The organism is Glaciecola sp. HA4-3 (genome assembly GCF_055693685.1).
The window spans coordinates 2,138,419-2,158,920 of sequence record NZ_CM146340.1 but is presented as its reverse complement, the minus strand read 5'-3'; the positions used below and the strand labels follow the sequence as shown (position 1 = coordinate 2,158,920).

Below are 20,502 nucleotides of genomic sequence, written 5' to 3'. Positions count from 1 at the left end.
AGAATACTATCCAATGCGACGCATATTATCAATAGGGATCATACGAATAACTTATAACTTTTCTTTAATCCAGCACAAATCGTCACACGCTGTTACAATAACTAGATGATATAGGCGTACAAAAACGCTATATTTTGTTGATTCATTGTAATGCGTAGATTGTCAATATAAACATTAGTTACAATACTGTTTGCTAACAAAAAGGATAAATGTGAGAAACCCATTTTCGACCCTAAATCAAAAAGTGAAGAGTGCGATACGAGAGAAGGCCATAAGCCGAGCCCGCACTCGCATTGTGCTTGCGCAACAAGTGCCAGAAGATTTTACACCTGAACAGTTAGAGGTAATCGTACAAGAAGAAGAAGCGCAGATATATTCAGATATCAAAGAAAAAGGTCTTCTTGCTGTGCTTGCCGTCTTTGGTTTTAGTTTTTTTGGTTAAGGTTATAATTAAGTCTTTATGAATAAATTAATCAATATTGTGCTATCAGGTCTGCTGTGGCGTCGTTATAAATTTTTTATCGTGACACTTTTGCTGCTTATTCTTAGTGTGTTTTTGGTTGGCAAAATACACTAGGACTACCTTGCATATGCCAGTAGTTCAGCAGCTACGCAGCAAATCCAAAATACTATTGGTATGTCGTTTGTTGTCAAATGGGGTATTTGGGCGGTAGGCATTGTTATTTTTATATTTGCAAATCATATTGCCAACAAAAATAAGCGTGCCAAAGAGAATATTCAAAAGCCAAACAAAACGCTTAAAAGCTTACTGACGATTAATCGTAAAGTGTCAAATGTTGATAGTAAAAATAAAAAGACACTACCTAAATCACGCTCTTGTGAAGACCCTTTTGCCCACTTAAGAGATAAGCAAAAGTTGCGCTCTTATGCCGATTTACTGATTGAGAAAAATGAAGCAAAAGACTCAAAGGCAAAAAAATAATCGCAAGCGCTGAGCGGCGTTAATTCTTAACGGTAAATCATATATGATATTTGACGAATATATAGGGCTTGATTGGTCGGGCGCAAAAAGCCCTGTAAAAACTCACGCTATCTCTCTTGCCAGTTGCAAGCCAATTAGTAATGGGGCAGTTCTGGCAATTGAAGATAAACTTTCAAGAACAGATGTTTATGAGCTCATTACGCAAAAGTTGCGACAACGTCAATATACCTTTGTGGGCATTGATTGTAATTTGGGTTATGTGCGCAGTGTTGCTTCATCACAGCTTGGAAAAAATGCCAATTATCTTAGCTTATGGCAAGAGGTAGATAGGGTTAACCAGCAACATGAAAACTTTTTCGCTGGAGGATTTTGGACCCACGAAGCTTACTCAAAATCCTTCTGGCAAACGGGTAAAATGCCATCATGGTTTGATGCAAACAAACTAAGACGAGATACCGAGAAACAAGCTATTATTCAAAATGTAGGTGTGCCCGAAAGTCCTTTTAAATTGATTGGTGCAAAGCAAGTTGGAAAAGGTGGCCTTGCGGGAATGAGGATGTTGTATCGCTTAAAACTAGAATACGGTGACAAAGTGGCAATATGGCCATTTGAAAAACACTTAGTGGCTAATGCGACCGTCGTTATTAGTGAGTTATATCCGCGTTTATTCATAAAAATGGCGGGATTTGGAAATGCTAAAATTCGCACTTTAGAGACGCTCAACAAGGCTCTAGCATTTTTTGAATGTCCGCCTTTTACCCAATCTGAACAGCTCAACGATCATCTTACTGATGCCATCATTGCAGCAGCGGGCATGCGTTATTTGTTTAAAACCGCAACACCACTTGAGGTAAAAACAAGTGAGGCGGCTGAACAAATTGAAGGTTGGATTTTTGGTGTTGGCGCCATTCAAGCGGCTGGTAATTAAAACCAGTACGCCACCGCTAGCTCAAAACTTAAAGGCTTGTAAGACAGATTATTGATACTTCCAGTGTTTAGGTTCTCTTCAGCATCTAAACGCATGTTCGATACTGATATGTGTCTAAGCTGAGCTTGTAGATACCAACTTTTTGCAAGTTGATATCTTGTACCAATCATAAATTGCATTCCCGAACTACCGTTACCAGATAACGAGCGTTCTAATTCGCTATCTTCTAAATCTAAGTCTATTTCTTGAACATAAATAAGACCAGTCCCTGCGTAAACATCTATGTTGTCGTATCTAAAAAATGTGTAGTAAGCATTGGCAGAGAACAAAGAAGATGCATAGTTACCAGCAAAAGTAGCCCCATTATTTAAGGTCGTATTAGAGTCATTTGTTCTATATTCCCAAGCGAGTTCTAACACCACAGAATCATTGAATCGATACCCAGCACCTAAGCCTAAATTTAAGCCATTGTTTAGTTCAATATCTGCACTACCTGTCTGCTCAAGCAGATTGTCAGTGATAAATGTTTGATCACTTAAAACACTTATACCGACAATGGGTTTAATGTAAAAATTGTTTGATGTGTCTTTTTCATTGTCATGTATTGATTTTGCCAATAAGCTAGGTGAGATTATATAAAAGCATATGGCAACTGCGCACAGGTAGAAATTTTTCATAAGAGTTAGCGTCCTAAAAATGATTAAGATGAATGTCCATCAGCTAAATAGTAAGCCATGCAAATCCAAATAATAGGAGATTGAACGAATGGGCAACTTTATTGTATGAATAGGCAGTTTCCTATTGTCGGCATATCACCATTAGCATATTTTTTTGGTATAGCATCGAGCATTGGATTAGTGTTTGCGTTTATCGAAAATAACCCAAATGTAGAGATGTGGAAAACCCTAGTGCAATGGCAGTTGCAAACTCTCATTCCTGTTGGATTCATGATTATTGCTCACGTTCAGCTTGCCAAGATCAACGTAGCAAAATTTAGTAATCCATGGTTAAAAATTTTGATATCAGGGCTAATTGGCGCTAGTTTATTTGTCCCTATAGCAAGCGCAATAGATGTATATTGGATGGGGGAACTTAGTACAAATAACATCGTTATCGATTTGGTCGATGAGTGGGGCGGGGTTGTTCCACCTGCGATTATTGTGTGGGTGTTGATCAATGCTCCTTGGATATTGAATATTAGTTTTGCCCAGCAAAACACCTCAGCTCAAATAGTAGCATTACCGAACAAAACCGCTTCAGCAGGCAGTCCATCAAAAACGAGCTCAAGTGCCCAAGCTATTACCCCAGCTAGCTCGTCAAGTCTATATGAACTAAGGTTTATGCGTTTGGTGACAATTGACTTAGGTGACTCACTGTTATATCTAAGCGCAGAATTACATTACTTAGATGTTGTCACAAGCCAAGGTCATCAACTTATTCTTTACTCACTTAAAGATGCGGTTGCAGAGCTTTCACAAGAAATGGGCATGCAAGTACATAGGTCTCATTGGGTAGTCTTTGAAGGAATCAAAACGTTTAGACAAAAAGGGCGTGAAGGGGAGTTAATCATGACCAATGGTAAACGCATCCCCATTAGTCGCAATCGTTTATCAAGTTTCAAAGCTAAATTTTTGTAGATAGTTGGTAGTCAATGTATATTAGAGATACGCATAAAGCATTAGGATAAAATATGAATGGAGCAGGTGGTAGTTCAGGTGGGATAGGGCATTTTTTCATTGGTTTGATTATGATGTGCGGTGGTTTTTACATGTTATTTAATGCCATCACCGTAAGTTCAAACTTTGGACTAGGGTCGCGTCTTTTTGGTTTCGGTGGAGGCTTTGGTGTCACAGGTGGAATGATAATGATCCCGTTTATTTTTGGCGTTGGCATTATCTTTTACAACAGCAAAAATCTACTCGGTTGGATATTATCGATAGGCTCGCTAACTGCTTTATTTTTTGGCGTGCTCTCATCAGTTCGTTTTAACTTCAAAACCATGACGTCTTTTGAGCTTATTGTTATTTTGGTTTTAGCCATTGGAGGCTTAGGCTTATTTTTACGCTCTTTGAAAAGCTTAGATGCAAAAATAAGTTAATCACTTAGACACGATACAAGTTGCGAGCGCTTAATTGCTCGCTCTTATTTGCGAGTTACTTTAAAAATAGTACCAATTGAGCAAGCTGATTATAATGGTGCCATAGGCAAGTGATATTGGCAGGCCTATTTTGGCAAAATCACCAAAACGATATTGTGAGGCACTAAATACAATTAGGTTTGTTTGATACCCATAGGGGGAGATAAAGCTAGCACTTGCAGCAAAGGCCAGAGCCAAGGCAAAAGGCGTGATAGGTAGATTCATACTAATAACTAAGCCATAAACAAAGGGAAACATGATGGCTGCTGCGGCATTGTTGGTTACAAATTCGGTTAATAATACAGTCATAGCGTAAACAACAATCAGTGCATAAAGCGCAGACATGTTGCCTAATGAACCTTGAATTAACGACGACACCAGCGTGACTAGGCCAGAGTTTTCAAGTGAAGTCGCTAGACTCAATGCACCGACAATCACGATAATAAGATTTATTGGCAGGTGACGCTTTATTTCAGCGATCGAAGATACTTTAATCACAACCAAGCTAGCGATATAAAACAGTAAGCCAGTCGCTAATGGTAGTAATGAAAATGCTGCCAATGCAATAACACCTAAAAACCCAAGTAAGGTATACCGTTCTTGCCACGGTGCTAAACGCCTTTTAATTGCTTGGTTAGACACGATAAAAAAGTTTTTTGTGATATTGTTGCGTCGACCAAAATCATCACCTGTTGCAAGTTGCAAGAAGTCGCCATAGGTTTTATTTTTATTTCACCTAATTTTCCAGAAATTGACTCTCCATCACGCCTAATTGCTACTACTGCAGCGTCAAACATGGCTCTAAACCCAAGGCTTTTTAGCGTTTTACCGCTTATACTTGACCGATTTGATACAATGACTTCAGTCAAGTTCTCATTTAATAAGCCATTGGCTTCTGCGAAGGTTGTTAAGCCATTTATATGTTGTAAACCATCAAGCTTTTTTACATTACCTGAAAAGATTAACTTATCGTTTTTCTGTATTACCATGTTTGGGGATACTGGGGATATAACTCTTTTGTTTCGCACAATTTCAACTAAGAATAGCTCAGGTAGGTTACGTAGGTGATTTTCTTCAACTGTTTTGCCGACTAATTCCGATTGCTCTTCTACGTCAGCTTCTAACAAATAATGTTGTATATCGGACTCACGTGACAAAAAAGTAGGTAATAAGGGAGTACACAAAAAAAGCAAAATACCACAAATGATCCCCGCGCTGATACCAAAAAGTGTAAAGTCAAAAAACTTAAATCCTTGATGCCCGTGTTCAATCAAAAAGCTGTCGACAATAAGGTTAGTTGACGTTCCAATTAAGGTTACGGTACCACCCAATATAGCCGCATATGAGAGTGGGATGAGTAATTTAGATGGCGCATGCAATTGATTCTGCTTAACCGGACCAATTAAACTAGCGACAACAGCCGTATTGTTCAGTAGAGCTGATGCGCTAAATGTTAGTGCAAACATCCGCCAAAAACTATTAGCATAATTACCAGAAATAACGGCGCGACCTAACCTAACAATAAAGGTGGTTTTATCAATGGAATGACTAATTAATAGCAGTAGCACCAAGGCTACAAGTCCTAGATTAGTTACATTGATAAGCACTTCACTAAATGACAATTGTTGGCTTAGTAAAAGCACAAGTGTGCACGCGCCAAACACACTTGAAGGACGCTTCCTAGTAAATATAAGCGTTAAAATAGTAGCAAAAAAGATAAGCAAAACAATGATTTGGTCAAAGTTCATCATTGCATTATCGTTTATAGAAAAGGACTATTGTGTTCATCAAGTATTATAGCTTGCTAATATCGACAGCACCCCAATGAGGAAAATGCTCTCTTACTAATGCATTGAATGCTCGTTCAAACTCAGAGTATTCATGTTGGTTCTGCACATTTTTATTGCTAGAAATTATCATGCCTGCGCCGACAGTGCCGTTGGTCATTCTATCGATTACGATAAATGCACCCGTCGCTCGGTTGCGACTATATGCATCGCATGCCACTGTTTGGGTGAGTTTAATATCAGCCACACCAATTTCATTGAGGTTTAAATGAAGCGCTTCACTATGCTCAAGAGTGTTTACATCAATCTTATAGCTAATATCTGAAATACTGCCCGACACGGTTTTGCTGGCAAACTTAAAATTGTATTGTTTGTTTGGAATCAGTGCTTCCTCAGCCATCCATACTAAATGTGTTGAAAAAGCATTTGCACTAAGAGGAGGCGCTTCTTTTTTCACAATCATATCACCACGAGAAATATCGATTTCATCTTCTAAGGTAAGTGTGACTGCATTTGGTGCACTGGTTTTGTCGAGCTCTTTGTCAAATGTATAAATACTTTTGACTCGCGAACTTTTACCTGAAGGTAATACGAGCACTTCATCTGATACTGCAATAGAGCCAGAAGCAATGGTACCTGCAAAGCCCCTAAAATCTAAATTAGGGCGATTCACATATTGTACAGGAAACCTGAAATCATCATTTGCTGTACGAGTAATTTCAATGTTTTCTAGTGTATGCATTAAGGTGGGCCCCTTAAACCAAGGCGTATGCTCACTTTGGTTAACGACGTTGTCACCTTCAAGTGCTGAAATAGGCACAAAGTGAATATCTGGTATATTCAGTTGTTTTGAAAAAACTAAAAAATCGTCACGGATTTTATTGTATACGCTTTGGCTATACTCCATTAGATCCATTTTGTTTATGGCGACAATCGCATGTTTTATTCCCAGTAGAGACGCAAGAAAAGCATGTCTTTTGGTTTGTGTTTTAATGCCCGATCTTGCATCAACCATCAAAATAGCTAAATCGCACGTCGATGCGCCGGTTACCATGTTTCGTGTATATTGCTCATGCCCTGGAGTGTCGGCAATAATAAATTTACGTTTATCAGTACTGAAATAGCGATAGGCAACATCAATAGTAATACCTTGCTCTCGTTCAGATTGCAGACCATCTACCAGCAAAGCTAAATCGACTTTTTCGCCGGTAGTACCCACTTTTTTGCTCTCTTGTGTAATAGCGGCTAATTGGTCCTCATAGATCATTTTTGAGTCATGTAAAAGTCGACCAATTAGGGTGCTTTTGCCATCATCAACACTACCGCAGGTTAAAAAGCGCATAAGGTCTTTGTTTTCATGTGCACTTAAATATTGATGAATGTCAGTTTCTAATAATTGTTTGTCGTTTAACATGTTAAGCGCTTACCATAAAAAAAGGATTAAGTATTGATTCTTTCTGGTTGTATCTAAGTGGGTGAGCATCGTCATCAAACGGGTTTTGGCTATCCAACACAGTGACTTTTCCGCCCGCTGCTAGCACAACCGCATGAGCAGCGCCGGTATCCCATTCGCTTGTTGGCCCAACACGAGGATATAAATGTGCTTCAGCACTTGCGATACAACAGAGCTTTAATGAACTACCCATTGCAATAAGCTCTTTAGGACCAGTCAAGGCATCCATAATTGCGTTGATTTGTGGGTTATGATGAGAACGGCTTCCCACCACTTTCCACGTATCGCCTGATTGATGAGGGCTTACCTTTAATGTTTGGATGTGTTGCCCATCTTTTAGATAAGCCCCTTTACCAACAATACCGGTATACATTTTATTTAATACAGGGGCATATACGACGCCGACTGTGGGTTCACCGTATTCAATCAGCGCAATGTTTACTGTAAATTCGCCGTTCTTTTTAATAAACTCTTTGGTGCCATCTAAGGGGTCTACGAGCCAGTATCTGGCCCACGTTTTGCGCTCATCCCATGGAATTTCTGCCGACTCTTCAGATAAAATCGGTAATGATGATATCGCTTGTAAACCCTCAATAATGTGATGGTGGGCTGCTAAATCAGCCTCTGTTAGTGGGCTTGAATCAGATTTGTCATAAATCGCAAAATCCTTGTGATATATATCAAGTATTTTGGCGCCAGCACCTGAAGCGATTGTTTCAAGCTGTTTTATTAATGTATCGTTAATTAGTATTTCACTCATGATACATACCCATTTTTTTCAAGCAGTTGATACAGCCTCTGTGCACTGGCTTGAGCTGATTCACCCTCAATATACTCAAGATGTATTTCAGGAGAGCTAGGTTTTTCGTAGGTTGAGTCAATGCCGGTAAAATGTTTAATATCACCGCTTCTTGCTTTTTTATATAAGCCTTTTGGGTCGCGCGCTTCACATGCCTCGATAGGAGTATCAATGAATACTTCTATAAACTCACCCTGTTCAAGCAATCCTCTACAAAAATTTCGATCTGCGACGAAGGGCGAAATAAATGCTGTGATGACCACTAAACCAGCATCAACAAACAGTTTGCTTACTTCACTTATGCGACGAATATTTTCAACTCTAGCTTTATCATCAAAACCAAGATCGCCACACAGGCCATGGCGAACATTATCACCGTCAAGCAAATAGGTTGTTTTTTGTTTATCAACAAGCTGTTTTTCAAGAAGGTTAGCAATTGTAGATTTTCCAGAACCCGATAAGCCAGTTAGCCAAATCACACATGGTTTTTGAGAAAGCTGTTTTGCACGAGTATGTTTGTCAACATGATGTTGATGCCAAACGATATTATTGGGCATTGACCATAGCCTCTATCATGATTAAGGGTAGTGAGGTGTTATGCATTTATAGTAGCACAATCAATATTGATGTAAGGTGCTAGAACTATGTTAAATAGCTATGATAAATTACTTTTTGAAAGGTTGATGTATTTATTTGTTATATAGATGAGGTAATTTACGAATTTATCTCAAGTGTAACTGATATTTTATTTACTAATCAATGTTTTGACATATCAGTCATTATTTGATTTTTATATTTAAAGCGAAAGAGCTAAATCAGCCCACTCTCTAGCCTCATCATAAGACTGTAGAACAGTTTCATGAGCGACATTAAAACGTTCAGATAAGATTTCAACTTGTCGCCATTGCGCAAATTCAAGGGCTTCACAAAGCGAAATGCAATCGGCTAGCTTTCCTTTATTGTCTAATAAGGCTTCAACAATATTATCCGCGATTGGTAACTCTTTTAATAGTACGTCAGCCGGCGCATCAAGCATCGCATCAATCAAAGACAACATGCCCACTAAAAATGCACTTGTAGCAAGTGGCTTATATTCCGTACTAGAGATAAATAGCTCGCAAAATTTTGCTCGTAACATAGCAGTTTTAATCAATTCACTTGGCTTTGACTCATTCATCGAAGCGGCAAACATCAATACTATAAATCGTTTAAGCTCTTTTTGACCCAATAAAATAACCGCTTGCTTGATGCTCTCAATTGTTTTTGTGCGTTTGAATAATGGTGATTGAGTATAGCGAAGTAATTTGAACGACAGTGCGACATCAATTTCTATGGTATCACTGATAATTTTAAAGTTGGGTTCTGGTTTATTAACTTCCCCAAGTAAGGTTGATAGTAGTGCTTGTGAGGGAGATAGCGAAACACTCTTCATAACCTCCGGTTTACTGAAAAAGTATCCTTGAAACAGTGTAAAACCCCACGACGCATAGTCATGAAACTCTTCATATGTCTCCACTTTTTCAGCTAACAAAATTAAATGACTAAAGCGCCGTTTCACGTCCAAAACGTGTGCAAGTTGTTCAGGTGTTATTGTTTGACAATCTACTTTAAGAATATTACACAGCGGATAGAAGCGTTCCCATTGTTTAGTATGAATGAAGTCATCAAGTGCAATGATATAATTTGCTTCATGAAGCGCTTTAATTTCTCCATACACATTATTATTGGGCTCTACAGATTCCAATATTTCTACGACTACTTTATCGTTTGGCAAAAGGTTGGGGTAAGCTTTTACCAACGAATCTTCAGTAAAATTTATAAACGCATACTTACCTTTAGCAATGTGATCAAGACCAAGGTCAAGTTGCAGACCTTCAACCATTCTTGAGGTTGCCATTTCTTGGTCAACGTCAGGAAATACATTCTGCGAACTAGCGCGAAAAAGAAGTTCATAACCATAAACTTCTTTATTCTTATCTAGAATGGGTTGTCTTGCTGCAAAAAACGTCATATGTAGTGTGTGTTATTTCTCTGCTAGTTTTATTTCATAGCGCTCAAATTGCCCGACGATCACTTCATTTTTTTCAGGAAATAATAAGCTAGTTAAGACTATAACGGCAGAAGAGACTAAAAACCCAGGGATTATTTCATAAATAATGGATGACAAGGTGTTGCCGTCACTATCTATGGGCACAAATATCCATAACAGCACAGTAATGGTCCCTGCTATCATGCCCAGTAAAGCACTAAGACGAGTCATGTTTTTCCATATCAATGAAATGATGACTAAGGGGCCAAAGGCAGCGCCAAATCCGGCCCAAGCATTACTAACCAATGATAATATTGTTTTGTTTTCGCCCATGGCTAGTCCAATCGCCGCAATAGCAACCACTATGACACATATTCTACCGACTAATACTTGCCTAGATTCGCTCGCTTGTGTGTTGAAAAAGCTTAAGTAAACGTCACGTGTTAATGAGCTTGAAGTGACAAGTAATTGCGATGAAATAGTACTCATTATTGCTGCTAATATCGCGGCTAACAGAAAACCGCCAATTAGCGGGTTAAACAAAAGAGTAGATAACAAAATAAAAATCGTTTCAGCATCGTTTACAACTAAGCCAGTTTGATTAGCGTAGGCTAGTCCAAATATTCCCGTCATAGCGGCACCAAGCAAGGCGACAATCATCCATGTCATTCCTATTCTACGTGCCACAGGGACCTTTTTGACACTTTCAATAGCCATAAATCTAACAATAATATGAGGCTGTCCAAAATAGCCTAAGCCCCATGACATCAATGAAATAATGCCGATTATCGTGACGGTTTCTCCCGTATTGGCATCGGTGAACAATGACAATAATTGTGGGTTAATGGCTTCTAGGCTATTTAGTGTAGCGCTTATTCCTCCAAGCTCAAATACCACGACCGTAGGCACTAATATCAAGGCAATAAACATGATTATTCCTTGAATAAAATCGGTTAAGGACACCGCCATAAAGCCGCCAAAAAATGTATAAGTCACCACCACACCTGCAGTAAGAAAAATACCTATTTGATAGCTTAGGCCAAAAGATGATTCAAACAGCTTACCACCTGCAACAATGCCAGAGGAGGTATATAAAGTGAAAAACAAAATAATGACCAGCGAACCGATAACACGCAGAGAACGGGACGTATCTTTAAATCTGTTTTCGAAATAATCAGGTAAGGTTATAGAGTCATTTGCGACTTCTGTAAAGACGCGTAAACGAGGTGCGACAATCAAATAATTTATCCAAGGCACCAGCAATCAAACCAAAGGCTATCCATAAAGAAGAGGCACCAGATAAATACATTGCCCCTAGCACGCCCATTAACATCCATCCACTCATGTCAGATGCACCTGCTGACAGTGCCGTTACTGGGGCACTTAGTTTTCTACCGCCAAGTAGATAGCCTGATGCACTTTCTTCATTTGTTCTATAGGCATAAAGCCCTATGCCAAGCATAGCAATAAAATAAATAGATAAAGAAATGTATGCGCCATATTCCATGGATGCTCTCTTATTATTGTGATTAATTGAACCCTAATTGTAACATCTCAGGTAAATATCGAAAGCAGAGAGCGTAAACGAAGCGTTTTGTGAATTATACGAAAACGCCAAGACTGATGCTTGGCGTTGTATAGAGTTAGATTTAATCTAAGCGTTTATGCTGAAAATGACAAAGCGGTTTTGGCTCTTTTTTGTACAGCTTCAACTTCATTTGGATCTTCACCTACCACAATGACTTTTGCAGACTCTAATAAGAAGGATGCACCTGCAAAACTTGCATTACTGAAATTCTCAGCAATGGTATCGGTAATTGAATCTGGTACAACAAACAAAGACGTTAAGCCATTTTCGCCTTTGATAATCACATGTAGACTTTTGATTTTATCAAGATAGCAATAGTTTGCAGACACAACTTCTCCTAAATCACCAGATACTTGTCCATTAAATGAAGCAAGTTTGTCATTGATCATTTCGGTATTAACTTGACCACCTTTCATCATTTCGACACTGACATGGTCCATATGTGCAAAGACATCATTTTGTAAGGAGCTACTTGGCCCACTTAGCATATTGACCGTCAGCACAGCCGCTAACGCCACAGATGCAGCAAGTGCTAAGTAGACAGGTCTTTGTTTCTTTGTTTGTCTATGTTCTTTAATTGACTGTCTTAAAATCAGTTTTTCAGCCAGATTCTCAGGCACTGGAATGTTCATGGCTGCTTCAAGTTCAGCCTCCATTGTTTTTATATCATTCCAAAATGCTTGCTTTGAAGCATCTTCTTGAGCAGCTTGTATCACTTCAGGATCTTTTGTAAAAGGGTCAGCGTAAACTGCCTTTCTAAACGTTAAATCATCCACTTATTTGCTCTCCTAACTGCATCTGAGCAGTTAAAATGTCTTTCAATTGATTACGGGCTCTGAAAAGTCTCGTCATAACGGTATTTTTATTGAGTTTCAATTGCTCGGCAATTTCATCTCCACTAAATCCCATAATTATTTGCATAGTTAATGGCTCTCTATATTCTTCGCTTAAGCTGGCAATCGCTTTTCGAACTTCTCTTGTTTGCAACGAGTCTTCACTATGTGCGGCGGGGTCTTCTACAGCCACATCATCAATATCTACGGTGTCAAACTGTTTACGTTCAAAACGCCTTGCATTTTCGCGACGTAAAATAGTAATAAGCCAAGCTTTCGCCGCATTTTCGTCTTGTAAAGAATCTAAGGATTTCCATGCTCTTAGAAAAGTCTCTTGTACAACATCTTCAGCGATTGCTTTATCTTTAATTAACCACACAGCATAACGATAAATGTCAGCATGTAGTGCCTTTACCAAGGCTTCGTATCGGTTTTGTTTTGTGTTCATGTCTGATAAGACCGATGCGTCGCTAGAAATATTTCGCATGATGAAAACTTTTTTGTTAAATGTTGACTTAAGCCTACTCTAATCTCACAAAAATTCCACTCTAGCAAGAGCCAGTCAGCACTTTGACGTTGACTGTGACCAAAAAATTAATTCGGATACAAACTATTTAATGCGTTTTCTTTTGAAGCGGCTAGTTTATATTGCCTAAAAGAGACTAAAGCTTCGATTAAACGCATAAAGTCAATGGCGCGATTTTCATGTCCAAACTGTTTAGCGATAATATCGTTGTACATGTGTAACAAATCTAGTGAACTTGCTTTAGATAGACTCAAGCTATTTGAGTGATGCTCACTTCCTAATAATAGGTTTAACCACTGATCTAATAAAGAATCAAATTGGGCTAATTCACCTTGCTCTAATGTTTGTTTAAGCTCAGTGAATACCTGTGATTCAGTGTTGCTGATAGTGTTAGTAAACTCGTTTTTTTGTTGTGCAGTGGGTCTTGATTTTCGCTGCAGTAACACAGCCAAGAAAACAATTATCATGACACTGATGACATTGCTAGCAACCAAGGCATATATCAAATTGGAAGAAGCTACAGTGCCTGGAAGCGAAGGTGTTGCTTCGGCCTCAGCTGTGTCTTGCACAATCCGCTTGTCAATCGTCTGTTTAGTTAAGCTTGTAGCAGATGGCGAGGGTAGTACTTGTACCGTCTTAGCCGGTATAACAGCGAACTCTTGTAAGCTTGTTTTGGTATTAAACCATGGGATTCTAACTTCAGGTAGAACAAAGCTGCCTGCCTCACTTGGAATGATTGCAGTATTATATACACCTTGCGATACGAGCATGTCACCTACTTGTGCGGTATTTAAATCAGCTTGTTCAGGGTACACTTTGAAGCTAGGATGATAGGGTATATCAACGATAGGTAACTGCTCTTTTGTCACGCCAGCAGCAGTGACCGTGACACTTCGAGTAATAGGTTCTCCCACTGTTAATTGATTAGGGTCGTTCTGCCACTGTTCCTCTACTTCAACATACTCACTGGGAAGCCATGTATCATTATAATCTGTTGGAATGGGTTTTACCGTTATATCTAGATTAGGTGCCTTGCGTGTAATTGTGCGTGTCCTGCCAAAATTACCGAAGCTTTGGCGTGATGTACTTAGTATTTCCGCCTCAAACACTGGGCCTTGGATCGTAAATTCACCGCTTGCTTGCGCAATAATAGCGTATTGTCGCTCTATGATGCGATATCTCACGCCATTTAAAATCTCTTGATAATCATTGTCTTCGCCAATTTGTTCAATTATCGCACCTTCTAATATTGGCAAGCTCAAATTACCTCTTTGAATATTGGTCGACAGATAAATCTTAATTGTGTAGAGCATTTGTTCTTGTAGAAATGGATTATCATTGTCCAATGTTGCCCTGACATAATAATCACGTGGTGTGGTAACATTAACTGAATCAACGGGAAGCACTTTAACATCAAATGCATTAGAAGACTGTCCCTGTATAGTAAATTCAGGAATAGTGAAGGTCCCTTCGGCAAGAGGGAACAAGGTAACAGTCCACGATGTTGTTTGCGTTCTATTGCCATTTATAATTTGTGTTTGTTGCGAAACAGAAGGTCTACCGACTACAAAATTATCCTTTAATTGCTCAAAGTCGATATTTTCTCGCTCGGCACTGCCGTTAGCCACCACATTTAGTCGAATAGATTCATCCAGTAAGATGGTATTTTTATCCACACTTGCAGATACCGATGTTACCTGTGATAAGGCGTTTGTGGCTGCGCCGAACAACAAGCATGTAGCAAGAAGACAATTAACAATAATGTTCTTCATTTACCAAGCCTCCACATTCGGTGGTACTGGTCTATATCTAGACTGCGCCTCAAGTTGCATTTTTCGCTGCAACAGATAGGCGGGATCATCTGGTATTTTATTTAATATCATCTGCATCCTTTGCATCTGCTCTTTTTGTTCGGGTGTAAGATCTTGCTCGTCAATTTGATTTGAAATTGCTTCTTTTAATGCCTGTTCTTGCTGCTCTTCGGGCGTTTGGTCTGAATTGTTAGGGTCAAAAGCTTGCTCTTGTTCTGACGGTTCATTATCTGTTTGTCCTTGCTCACGTTGTGAGGCGGCGTCGCTCAAATCACGGTCGTCTTGTTGATTTTGCGTTTGTTGGTCATTTGATTCGCTATTATCACTTTGTTGCTGGTTGTCCGACTCTTGTGAGTCTTGTGATTGTTCGCTTTGCTGGTTTTGAGAGCCTTGTTCAGAAGAGTCGTCACTATTACTTTGTTCTTGCTCAGACTGATTGTTGTCATTATTTTGTTGGCCATCTTGATTCTGGTCTTCAGATTGTTGCTGCTGCTCTTGAGACTGCTCTTGCTGTTTTAGCAAGTCTTCAACTATTTTTTTATTCTTCAATGCTTGTTGATGTGTTGGTACCTGATTAAGCACTTCATCATAGTGTTTTAATGCTTGCTCAAGTTGGCCATTTTGGGCTAATGAATTAGCTAAATTATAGGTGTTGTCCAGTCCATCAAGTTTTTGGTACAACTCAATTGCTTGTTCATATTCTCCTGCTTTATATGCGCTGGCTGCCAGCCATTGTGGATCTTCAAACAAATTTGTAGCTTGCACGAATTGCTCATTATCAAAGGCCTGTTTACCTTTTTGATCTGCATTCTTGAACCATTGACTAATGACAGCACTTGTCTGATTAGTGATCGATGACGGCTCTTGAGCTTGTATTGCAAAGGCGGGGATACTAGAACCTCCATACATGCTCACAAAGCAGATGCTAAATACTGCAATGCTCATTACGCCTTTACGAAACGCATAAGCCACAAATGGCAATACTAACAATACTAAATAAGGTCCCATATCTTTATAAATGTCTCCGCTTGTGTTTTCAACTTCTAGCGCTTTTTGTTGTTGTTCAAAATCAATCTGTCTTTTAATTGCCATAATATCGCTATTATCTGCACTGAACTCACTAAAATTTGCATTTGTACCGCTCATTGCTTGGGCCATTAGTCGAGAGTTGATACTTGGAACGACTATACTGCCTTGATTATCTTTAAGTAGCCTTCCATCTCGCATTTGAATGGGCGCACCTTGTTCAGTACCCACTAAAATTGCTGAAATTTGGTAAGGTGAATCTTGTATGAATTGCCTAATTTCGTTAACTTCGTCAAAGACGATGCCATCGGTAATCCAATAGATTTGTCCGCTTTGATATCCCGCATTTAATAATAATTCAGATGAGCGCTCAAGTCCGCTTAACACCGAACTGCCTTGTGTTGGCATTATTTCAGGTCGCAAACTAGGGATAAAATTAAGAAGAGTATCGATATCGTCTGTTAGTGGACTAATCACAAATGCATCACCTGCATAGGCAACTAAGCCGGTTTCACCTTCACTAATTTGGTTGATCAGGTCCATTGCTTTAAAACGAGCGCGAGTAAGCCTGTTTGGTGATATATCAGTTGCACGCATCGACATCGACATATCTAGTAGTAAAACCTTACCTGCTTGGGTTTGATACACACTTTGAGGCAGTTTTTCCCAAGCAGGACCAGCAAGCGCTAGTATAGATAATATCCAGCCAAATGTAGCAACATGTAAAAAGTAGCGAGTTTTCACAAGACCTTTAGTAATGACTAATTGCTGATATAAATGTTTAGGAATGATGTCTTGCCAGATATTTTGTGTACGTGCGTATTTAATACAAAGAATATATACAAAGAACACAGGTATTAGAGCCAATAACCACATAGGCCGAATAAAAACAAAAGAGCCTGTGACAAAAGGGGCATAAAAGTGTTCCACTACGCGCCTCCTTGTGACGAAGCATTTGACGTCATAAATTTGAAGAGCCTGCTAGCCATGGGCATTAACACCATAAAAGCAGTCAAGAACCCAGCAATCGCCAATGGATAATAAAATAGCTCAGCACGAGGTCTAAGTGTTTGCTCGTTTCCTTTTACAGGCTCTAAGACATCAAGATACTCATATATTGTTGATAACTCTTGAGCATCACGCGCTCTAAAATATTCACCACCGGTCTCACGGCTTATTTGGGTCAACGTGTTTTCGTCTAGGTCCATCGAAGGATTGACGGTGCGGGTGCCAAAAAAGGTTCGTTGCATTTGCGCATCAGCCCCCACGCCAATGGCATAAATAGTAACGCTTTCACTTTTTGCTAGAGTTAATGCTTCTTCTACTGAAATGTTGCCAGCAGTGCTTCGCCCATCAGTCAATAGAACTAACACTCGATTAGAGCGCTCTCGTTTTGAAAAGCGTTTAACCGCTAAACCAATTGCATCACCTATAGCGGTGCTATCTCCAACTAATCCAATGACTGATTCATCAAGCAGTTGTTTGACTGTTTCACGGTCAAAGGTTAACGGCGTTTGCAAATAGGCTGTATCAGCAAACAATATCAGCCCAAGCCTGTCGCCCACGCGCCGTTCAATAAAATCATCCATAACTGATTTGACCATATCTAAACGGTCAACTTGTCTGCCGTTAACGCGCATGTCGGTTTGCTGCATACTACCGGATAAGTCAACGGCCAACATCAGATCTCGTCCTTCAGTTGGAATTGAAATAGGCGCACCAAACCACATAGGTCTTGCCGCACTTAGCACCAGCAAAATCCAAATAATCCCAAGCGACGCGATAGGCATTTTTGCTGTTTTTTGCAGTGAGGCACCGTTTTGTGATATCGCATTTACATGCGGAAAATACAAGGCAACGTTAGCATCGTTTGTTTTTGAAGGCGCCCAAAAATAAATAAATAATGGTAAGGGCAGTAACAATAAAACGGGCCACCATGACAACGCAAAGTTGCCAAGCTGAAATAACTCATCTCCTAATATTTTTAACTCAGCCATGTCTTGTGGCCTCATTAGTCTTTATATTTGCAAGCGCTGTTTTTTTATGTGCTTGTTTCATTGGAACGCAGGTTTTTATCCAATGTGTAATTTGGTCCTTAATAAAAACCTTATCTTGCGCAGATAACCTGCGAGGTGAATACAAATCATTTTGCATCATGCTGAAGCACTTTTCGATGGGCTTTGTCATGTCTGCACGGTAATGGCTAAGTATACCAGCCATAAAATGTGACCATTGATTTGTTTTTAGCGAATCAAATTGGAAGGTGTCAGGGAAGTAGTGAATGCAGACGTGTTTCACCAATTGCCGCGTTTTAGCGACAAAATATTCGTCATTAACATCTAATTTGGATAATTTGCGCAGTGCATCTTTCTTTGCTCGATGTCGTTTGACATATGATATAGAAACAACAGTAAGGGTCACTAGCGTAAGCATGACAAATGCTATAACAATCCAATATCCCCATGCCAGAGGCCAAATAGAGACTTCACTAGGCGCCGTAATGTCGGCTAGTTGATCCAGTGGATTCATATTGATTCTCCCAAAATGAGTCCATGAGGGCTTGTACCAAGTTGTTGTTCAAGTGGATAAGCCGCACTTACTTGGCGTAAGCTCATCCCAAGTTGGTCAAATTGACTGATCAGTTTATTACGCCAAATAGCACGATTATCTGAATAAGCGTTAGCAACATCTTTGTTTCCAAGCGTAATCTTTTGTTCTGCCTGTCCATTTGTGAGCAACACTTGTTGCAAACTAGCAGTGATAGGCAATGCCGCTTCTAGAGGATCAAACACGTGCAAGGGACGTATTTCACAATGGCGCTGAATGTTGCCTAAAATACTGAAATGCTTTTCATCCATCGCCATAAAATCAGACAATAAATAGATTAGGGTCCCGGGCTTGGCAATCTGAGCAAGTTTACTTAAGCCTTCTTCTGTCGACATATTCCCGCTCGACAAGGTGTCTTTTTTAGTAGCTGCTTGTTTGTCTAAAGCTTGATTATGAAATGACTCAAGACGATTCAACATGGATAAAGCATGTTTGTTTGACGACTTTGGTTTTATTTCTATGTCGTTAGACGCATTGATAGCAATACAGCCAATTTTATCACCACGCCCAATCGCGCTAAATGTGATAATCGCGCATGCGTGCATGGCTTGAACTGATTTATATAATAATGAAGAACCAAAATACATACTTGACTGAAAATCGATAAACACAAGAACTGGTCGCTCACGCTCTTCCCGATATAGTTTGGTATGTGTTTTACCTGTGCGTGCCGTTACCCTCCAATCGATACTTCTAATATCATCGCCCGGTTGGTAGTGTCTAGCTTCATCAAACTCCATTCCTCTTCCTTTGACCTTGGAAGACATCATGCCTGATAAGCTATTTCGAATGACTGAGTTTGGTCGAAGACTTAACCTGTTGGCAATACCTTTGTAGCGCATTAGTTCACCTAGCGCGACGCTAACACCGTTGGATTGCAAAAAATTAAGTTGTTCGTTTACAGCAGCGCTTTGCATTAGTCGTCATATCTCGTAATGAATTGTCGTTATACAAACATAAAAAGCCACCACTATGGCACGGGGACTAATTCTAAAATTTTTGCAATTACTTGGTTTGGAGTCACTCCTTGAGCTTGTGCTTGATAGCTATATATTAAACGATGCCTTAACACATCAGGCAAAACAGCTTGTATATCTTGTGGGCTTACAAAGTCACGTTGATGCAGCCACGCATGGGCTCTTGCGCATCTTTCTAATGCAATAGTGGCTCTAGGACTTGCACCAATCTCAATCCATTGTGCAAGTTCAGGGCTATAACTTATCGCCTTTCTTGTAGCCATAATAAGTTGTACCAAATACACCTCTGCGGCTTCTGCAACATGTATATTTAGAATATCCTTGCGCGCTTGCGCAATATCAAGTTGACTGAGTTTGTCTGAATTTAGCACGCTTGTTGCTTTATCTAGTGCTTCTGAACGCGTCAATGCTAATATTTTATGTTCGGTGGCCGCGTCTGGGTAATCGATTTCGACATGCATTAAAAAACGGTCGAGTTGTGCTTCAGGTAGGGGATATGTCCCTTCTTGTTCAAGCGGGTTTTGTGTTGCCATTACCAAAAATAATTCTGGAAGTTTGTATGTCTTGCTTCCTACGGTAATTTGGCGCTCAGCCATAGCTTCTAGTAAAGCTGACTGGACCTTAGCTGGTGCGCGATTAATTTCGTCCGCCAACACTAAATTGTGAAACAAGGGACCTTTTTGGAAAATAAATTCGCCTGTTTCCGGACGGTATATATCGGTACCTGTCAAATCAGCTGGCAATAAGTCGGGGGTAAATTGAACACGATGAAAATCTGCGTCTATACCATCTGATAGTGCATTTACTGCACGCGTTTTTGCTAAACCAGGGGGCCTTCTACCAAAAGATGGCCATCAGCAAGCAGTGCTATAAGGATACTCTGCGTTAAGTGGCTTTGTCCTAATACTTGTGCATCTAAATGCTCAAGTAAGGCGGTAAATTGTTTATGCATTGACACTTCCCAGTTTACTCAAAATTAATTACTTAAATACTGTGTTAGATATATGTGTACAAGCTAAAAAAACTCAAGTCTATAGACTATAATTAAATCGATTTAG

17 protein-coding genes and 3 pseudogenes are annotated in these 20,502 nt (G+C 39.6%); 5 read left to right on the top strand and 15 right to left on the bottom strand.

What is annotated here, in order from left to right:
• Positions 1–211 precede the first annotated feature (211 nt).
• The 3 genes from ACZ1G6_RS10220 (at position 212) to ACZ1G6_RS10210 (ending at position 1,871) form a co-directional block, all read left to right on the top strand.
• On the top strand, positions 212–442 hold the full coding sequence (locus ACZ1G6_RS10220; protein WP_472616212.1) for a hypothetical protein: 231 nt from the start codon (positions 212–214) through the stop codon (positions 440–442).
• A 195-nt stretch (positions 443–637) separates the two neighbouring features.
• Complete coding sequence (locus tag ACZ1G6_RS10215) at positions 638–943, top strand: hypothetical protein (protein ID WP_472616211.1); 306 nt, start codon at positions 638–640, stop codon at positions 941–943.
• Positions 944–986: 43 nt separating this feature from the next.
• Positions 987–1,871, top strand: a complete 885-nt coding sequence (locus tag ACZ1G6_RS10210) for a hypothetical protein (protein WP_472616210.1) — start codon at positions 987–989, stop codon at positions 1,869–1,871.
• On the opposite strand, the gene ACZ1G6_RS10205 is transcribed toward ACZ1G6_RS10210, so the two are convergent.
• Complete coding sequence (locus ACZ1G6_RS10205) at positions 1,868–2,548, bottom strand: outer membrane beta-barrel protein (protein ID WP_472616209.1); 681 nt, start codon at positions 2,546–2,548, stop codon at positions 1,868–1,870. The two genes, ACZ1G6_RS10210 and ACZ1G6_RS10205, sit on opposite strands and share 4 nt — an antisense overlap.
• Positions 2,549–2,653: 105 nt before the next feature.
• Here ACZ1G6_RS10205 and ACZ1G6_RS10200 point away from each other — a divergent pair, with 105 nt between their 5' ends.
• Together ACZ1G6_RS10200 and ACZ1G6_RS10195 are read left to right on the top strand one after the other, a co-directional pair.
• Positions 2,654–3,508: a LytTR family DNA-binding domain-containing protein gene (locus ACZ1G6_RS10200; protein ID WP_472616208.1), complete on the top strand. Its 855-nt coding sequence runs from the start codon at positions 2,654–2,656 to the stop codon at positions 3,506–3,508.
• A 53-nt stretch (positions 3,509–3,561) separates the two neighbouring features.
• A complete protein-coding gene (locus ACZ1G6_RS10195) occupies positions 3,562–3,969 on the top strand; it encodes a hypothetical protein (protein ID WP_472616207.1) in 408 nt (135 codons plus the stop codon).
• A gap of 60 nt (positions 3,970–4,029) precedes the next feature.
• On the opposite strand, the pseudogene ACZ1G6_RS10190 reads toward ACZ1G6_RS10195, so the two are convergent.
• The 14 genes and pseudogenes from ACZ1G6_RS10190 to ACZ1G6_RS10125 form a co-directional block, all read right to left on the bottom strand.
• Positions 4,030–5,756: pseudogene (locus ACZ1G6_RS10190) on the bottom strand (SLC13 family permease).
• A gap of 46 nt (positions 5,757–5,802) precedes the next feature.
• Positions 5,803–7,209: a sulfate adenylyltransferase subunit CysN gene (gene cysN / locus ACZ1G6_RS10185; RefSeq protein ID WP_472616206.1), complete on the bottom strand. Its 1,407-nt coding sequence runs from the start codon at positions 7,207–7,209 to the stop codon at positions 5,803–5,805.
• Between the two features lies 1 nt (position 7,210).
• Positions 7,211–8,008 (bottom strand): 3'(2'),5'-bisphosphate nucleotidase CysQ, encoded by a 798-nt coding sequence (gene cysQ / locus ACZ1G6_RS10180; RefSeq protein WP_472616205.1) that lies wholly within the window; start codon positions 8,006–8,008, stop codon positions 7,211–7,213.
• The gene (cysC, locus tag ACZ1G6_RS10175) at positions 8,005–8,604 is read right to left on the bottom strand and encodes an adenylyl-sulfate kinase (protein ID WP_472616204.1); all 600 of its coding nucleotides are present in this window, start codon (positions 8,602–8,604) and stop codon (positions 8,005–8,007) included. Before cysC ends, cysQ begins: the two co-directional genes overlap by 4 nt.
• A 239-nt stretch (positions 8,605–8,843) precedes the next feature.
• Complete coding sequence (locus tag ACZ1G6_RS10170; RefSeq protein ID WP_472616203.1) at positions 8,844–10,058, bottom strand: EAL and HDOD domain-containing protein; 1,215 nt, start codon at positions 10,056–10,058, stop codon at positions 8,844–8,846.
• Positions 10,059–10,070: 12 nt separating this feature from the next.
• Positions 10,071–11,583: pseudogene (putP, locus tag ACZ1G6_RS10165) on the bottom strand (sodium/proline symporter PutP).
• 155 nt (positions 11,584–11,738) lie between these two features.
• Positions 11,739–12,440 carry a DUF3379 family protein gene (locus tag ACZ1G6_RS10160; protein WP_472616202.1) on the bottom strand — a complete coding sequence of 234 codons (702 nt, stop codon included), beginning with the start codon at positions 12,438–12,440 and terminating at the stop codon, positions 11,739–11,741.
• Positions 12,433–12,984, bottom strand: coding sequence for a sigma-70 family RNA polymerase sigma factor (locus ACZ1G6_RS10155; RefSeq protein ID WP_472616201.1), 552 nt, complete (start codon positions 12,982–12,984; stop codon positions 12,433–12,435). The genes ACZ1G6_RS10160 and ACZ1G6_RS10155 overlap by 8 nt, the downstream gene beginning before the upstream one ends.
• Positions 12,985–13,091: 107 nt before the next feature.
• Positions 13,092–14,795 (bottom strand): BatD family protein, encoded by a 1,704-nt coding sequence (locus ACZ1G6_RS10150; protein ID WP_472616200.1) that lies wholly within the window; start codon positions 14,793–14,795, stop codon positions 13,092–13,094.
• A complete protein-coding gene (locus ACZ1G6_RS10145; RefSeq protein ID WP_472616199.1) occupies positions 14,796–16,790 on the bottom strand; it encodes a vWA domain-containing protein in 1,995 nt (664 codons plus the stop codon).
• A complete protein-coding gene (locus ACZ1G6_RS10140) occupies positions 16,790–17,857 on the bottom strand; it encodes a vWA domain-containing protein (protein ID WP_472616198.1) in 1,068 nt (355 codons plus the stop codon). The genes ACZ1G6_RS10145 and ACZ1G6_RS10140 overlap by 1 nt, the downstream gene beginning before the upstream one ends.
• Positions 17,850–18,389 (bottom strand): DUF4381 domain-containing protein, encoded by a 540-nt coding sequence (locus tag ACZ1G6_RS10135; RefSeq protein WP_472616197.1) that lies wholly within the window; start codon positions 18,387–18,389, stop codon positions 17,850–17,852. Before ACZ1G6_RS10135 ends, ACZ1G6_RS10140 begins: the two co-directional genes overlap by 8 nt.
• The gene (locus ACZ1G6_RS10130; RefSeq protein WP_472616196.1) at positions 18,386–19,384 is read right to left on the bottom strand and encodes a DUF58 domain-containing protein; all 999 of its coding nucleotides are present in this window, start codon (positions 19,382–19,384) and stop codon (positions 18,386–18,388) included. Before ACZ1G6_RS10130 ends, ACZ1G6_RS10135 begins: the two co-directional genes overlap by 4 nt.
• A 53-nt stretch (positions 19,385–19,437) precedes the next feature.
• Positions 19,438–20,396 (bottom strand): annotated as a pseudogene (locus ACZ1G6_RS10125) (AAA family ATPase).
• Positions 20,397–20,502 lie beyond the last annotated feature (106 nt).

Coding starts and splice junctions, on each gene's coding strand:
- ACZ1G6_RS10215 (WP_472616211.1), top strand. CDS start 638: ATGTCGTTTGTTGTCAAATGGGGTATTTGGGCGGTAGGCATTGTTATT.
- ACZ1G6_RS10210 (WP_472616210.1), top strand. CDS start 987: ATGATATTTGACGAATATATAGGGCTTGATTGGTCGGGCGCAAAAAGC.
- ACZ1G6_RS10205 (WP_472616209.1), bottom strand. CDS start 2,548: ATGAAAAATTTCTACCTGTGCGCAGTTGCCATATGCTTTTATATAATC.
- ACZ1G6_RS10200 (WP_472616208.1), top strand. CDS start 2,654: ATGAATAGGCAGTTTCCTATTGTCGGCATATCACCATTAGCATATTTT.
- ACZ1G6_RS10195 (WP_472616207.1), top strand. CDS start 3,562: ATGAATGGAGCAGGTGGTAGTTCAGGTGGGATAGGGCATTTTTTCATT.
- cysN (WP_472616206.1), bottom strand. CDS start 7,209: ATGTTAAACGACAAACAATTATTAGAAACTGACATTCATCAATATTTA.
- cysQ (WP_472616205.1), bottom strand. CDS start 8,008: ATGAGTGAAATACTAATTAACGATACATTAATAAAACAGCTTGAAACA.
- cysC (WP_472616204.1), bottom strand. CDS start 8,604: ATGCCCAATAATATCGTTTGGCATCAACATCATGTTGACAAACATACT.
- ACZ1G6_RS10170 (WP_472616203.1), bottom strand. CDS start 10,058: ATGACGTTTTTTGCAGCAAGACAACCCATTCTAGATAAGAATAAAGAA.
- ACZ1G6_RS10155 (WP_472616201.1), bottom strand. CDS start 12,984: ATGCGAAATATTTCTAGCGACGCATCGGTCTTATCAGACATGAACACA.
- ACZ1G6_RS10150 (WP_472616200.1), bottom strand. CDS start 14,795: ATGAAGAACATTATTGTTAATTGTCTTCTTGCTACATGCTTGTTGTTC.
- ACZ1G6_RS10140 (WP_472616198.1), bottom strand. CDS start 17,857: ATGGCTGAGTTAAAAATATTAGGAGATGAGTTATTTCAGCTTGGCAAC.
- ACZ1G6_RS10135 (WP_472616197.1), bottom strand. CDS start 18,389: ATGAATCCACTGGATCAACTAGCCGACATTACGGCGCCTAGTGAAGTC.
- ACZ1G6_RS10130 (WP_472616196.1), bottom strand. CDS start 19,384: ATGCAAAGCGCTGCTGTAAACGAACAACTTAATTTTTTGCAATCCAAC.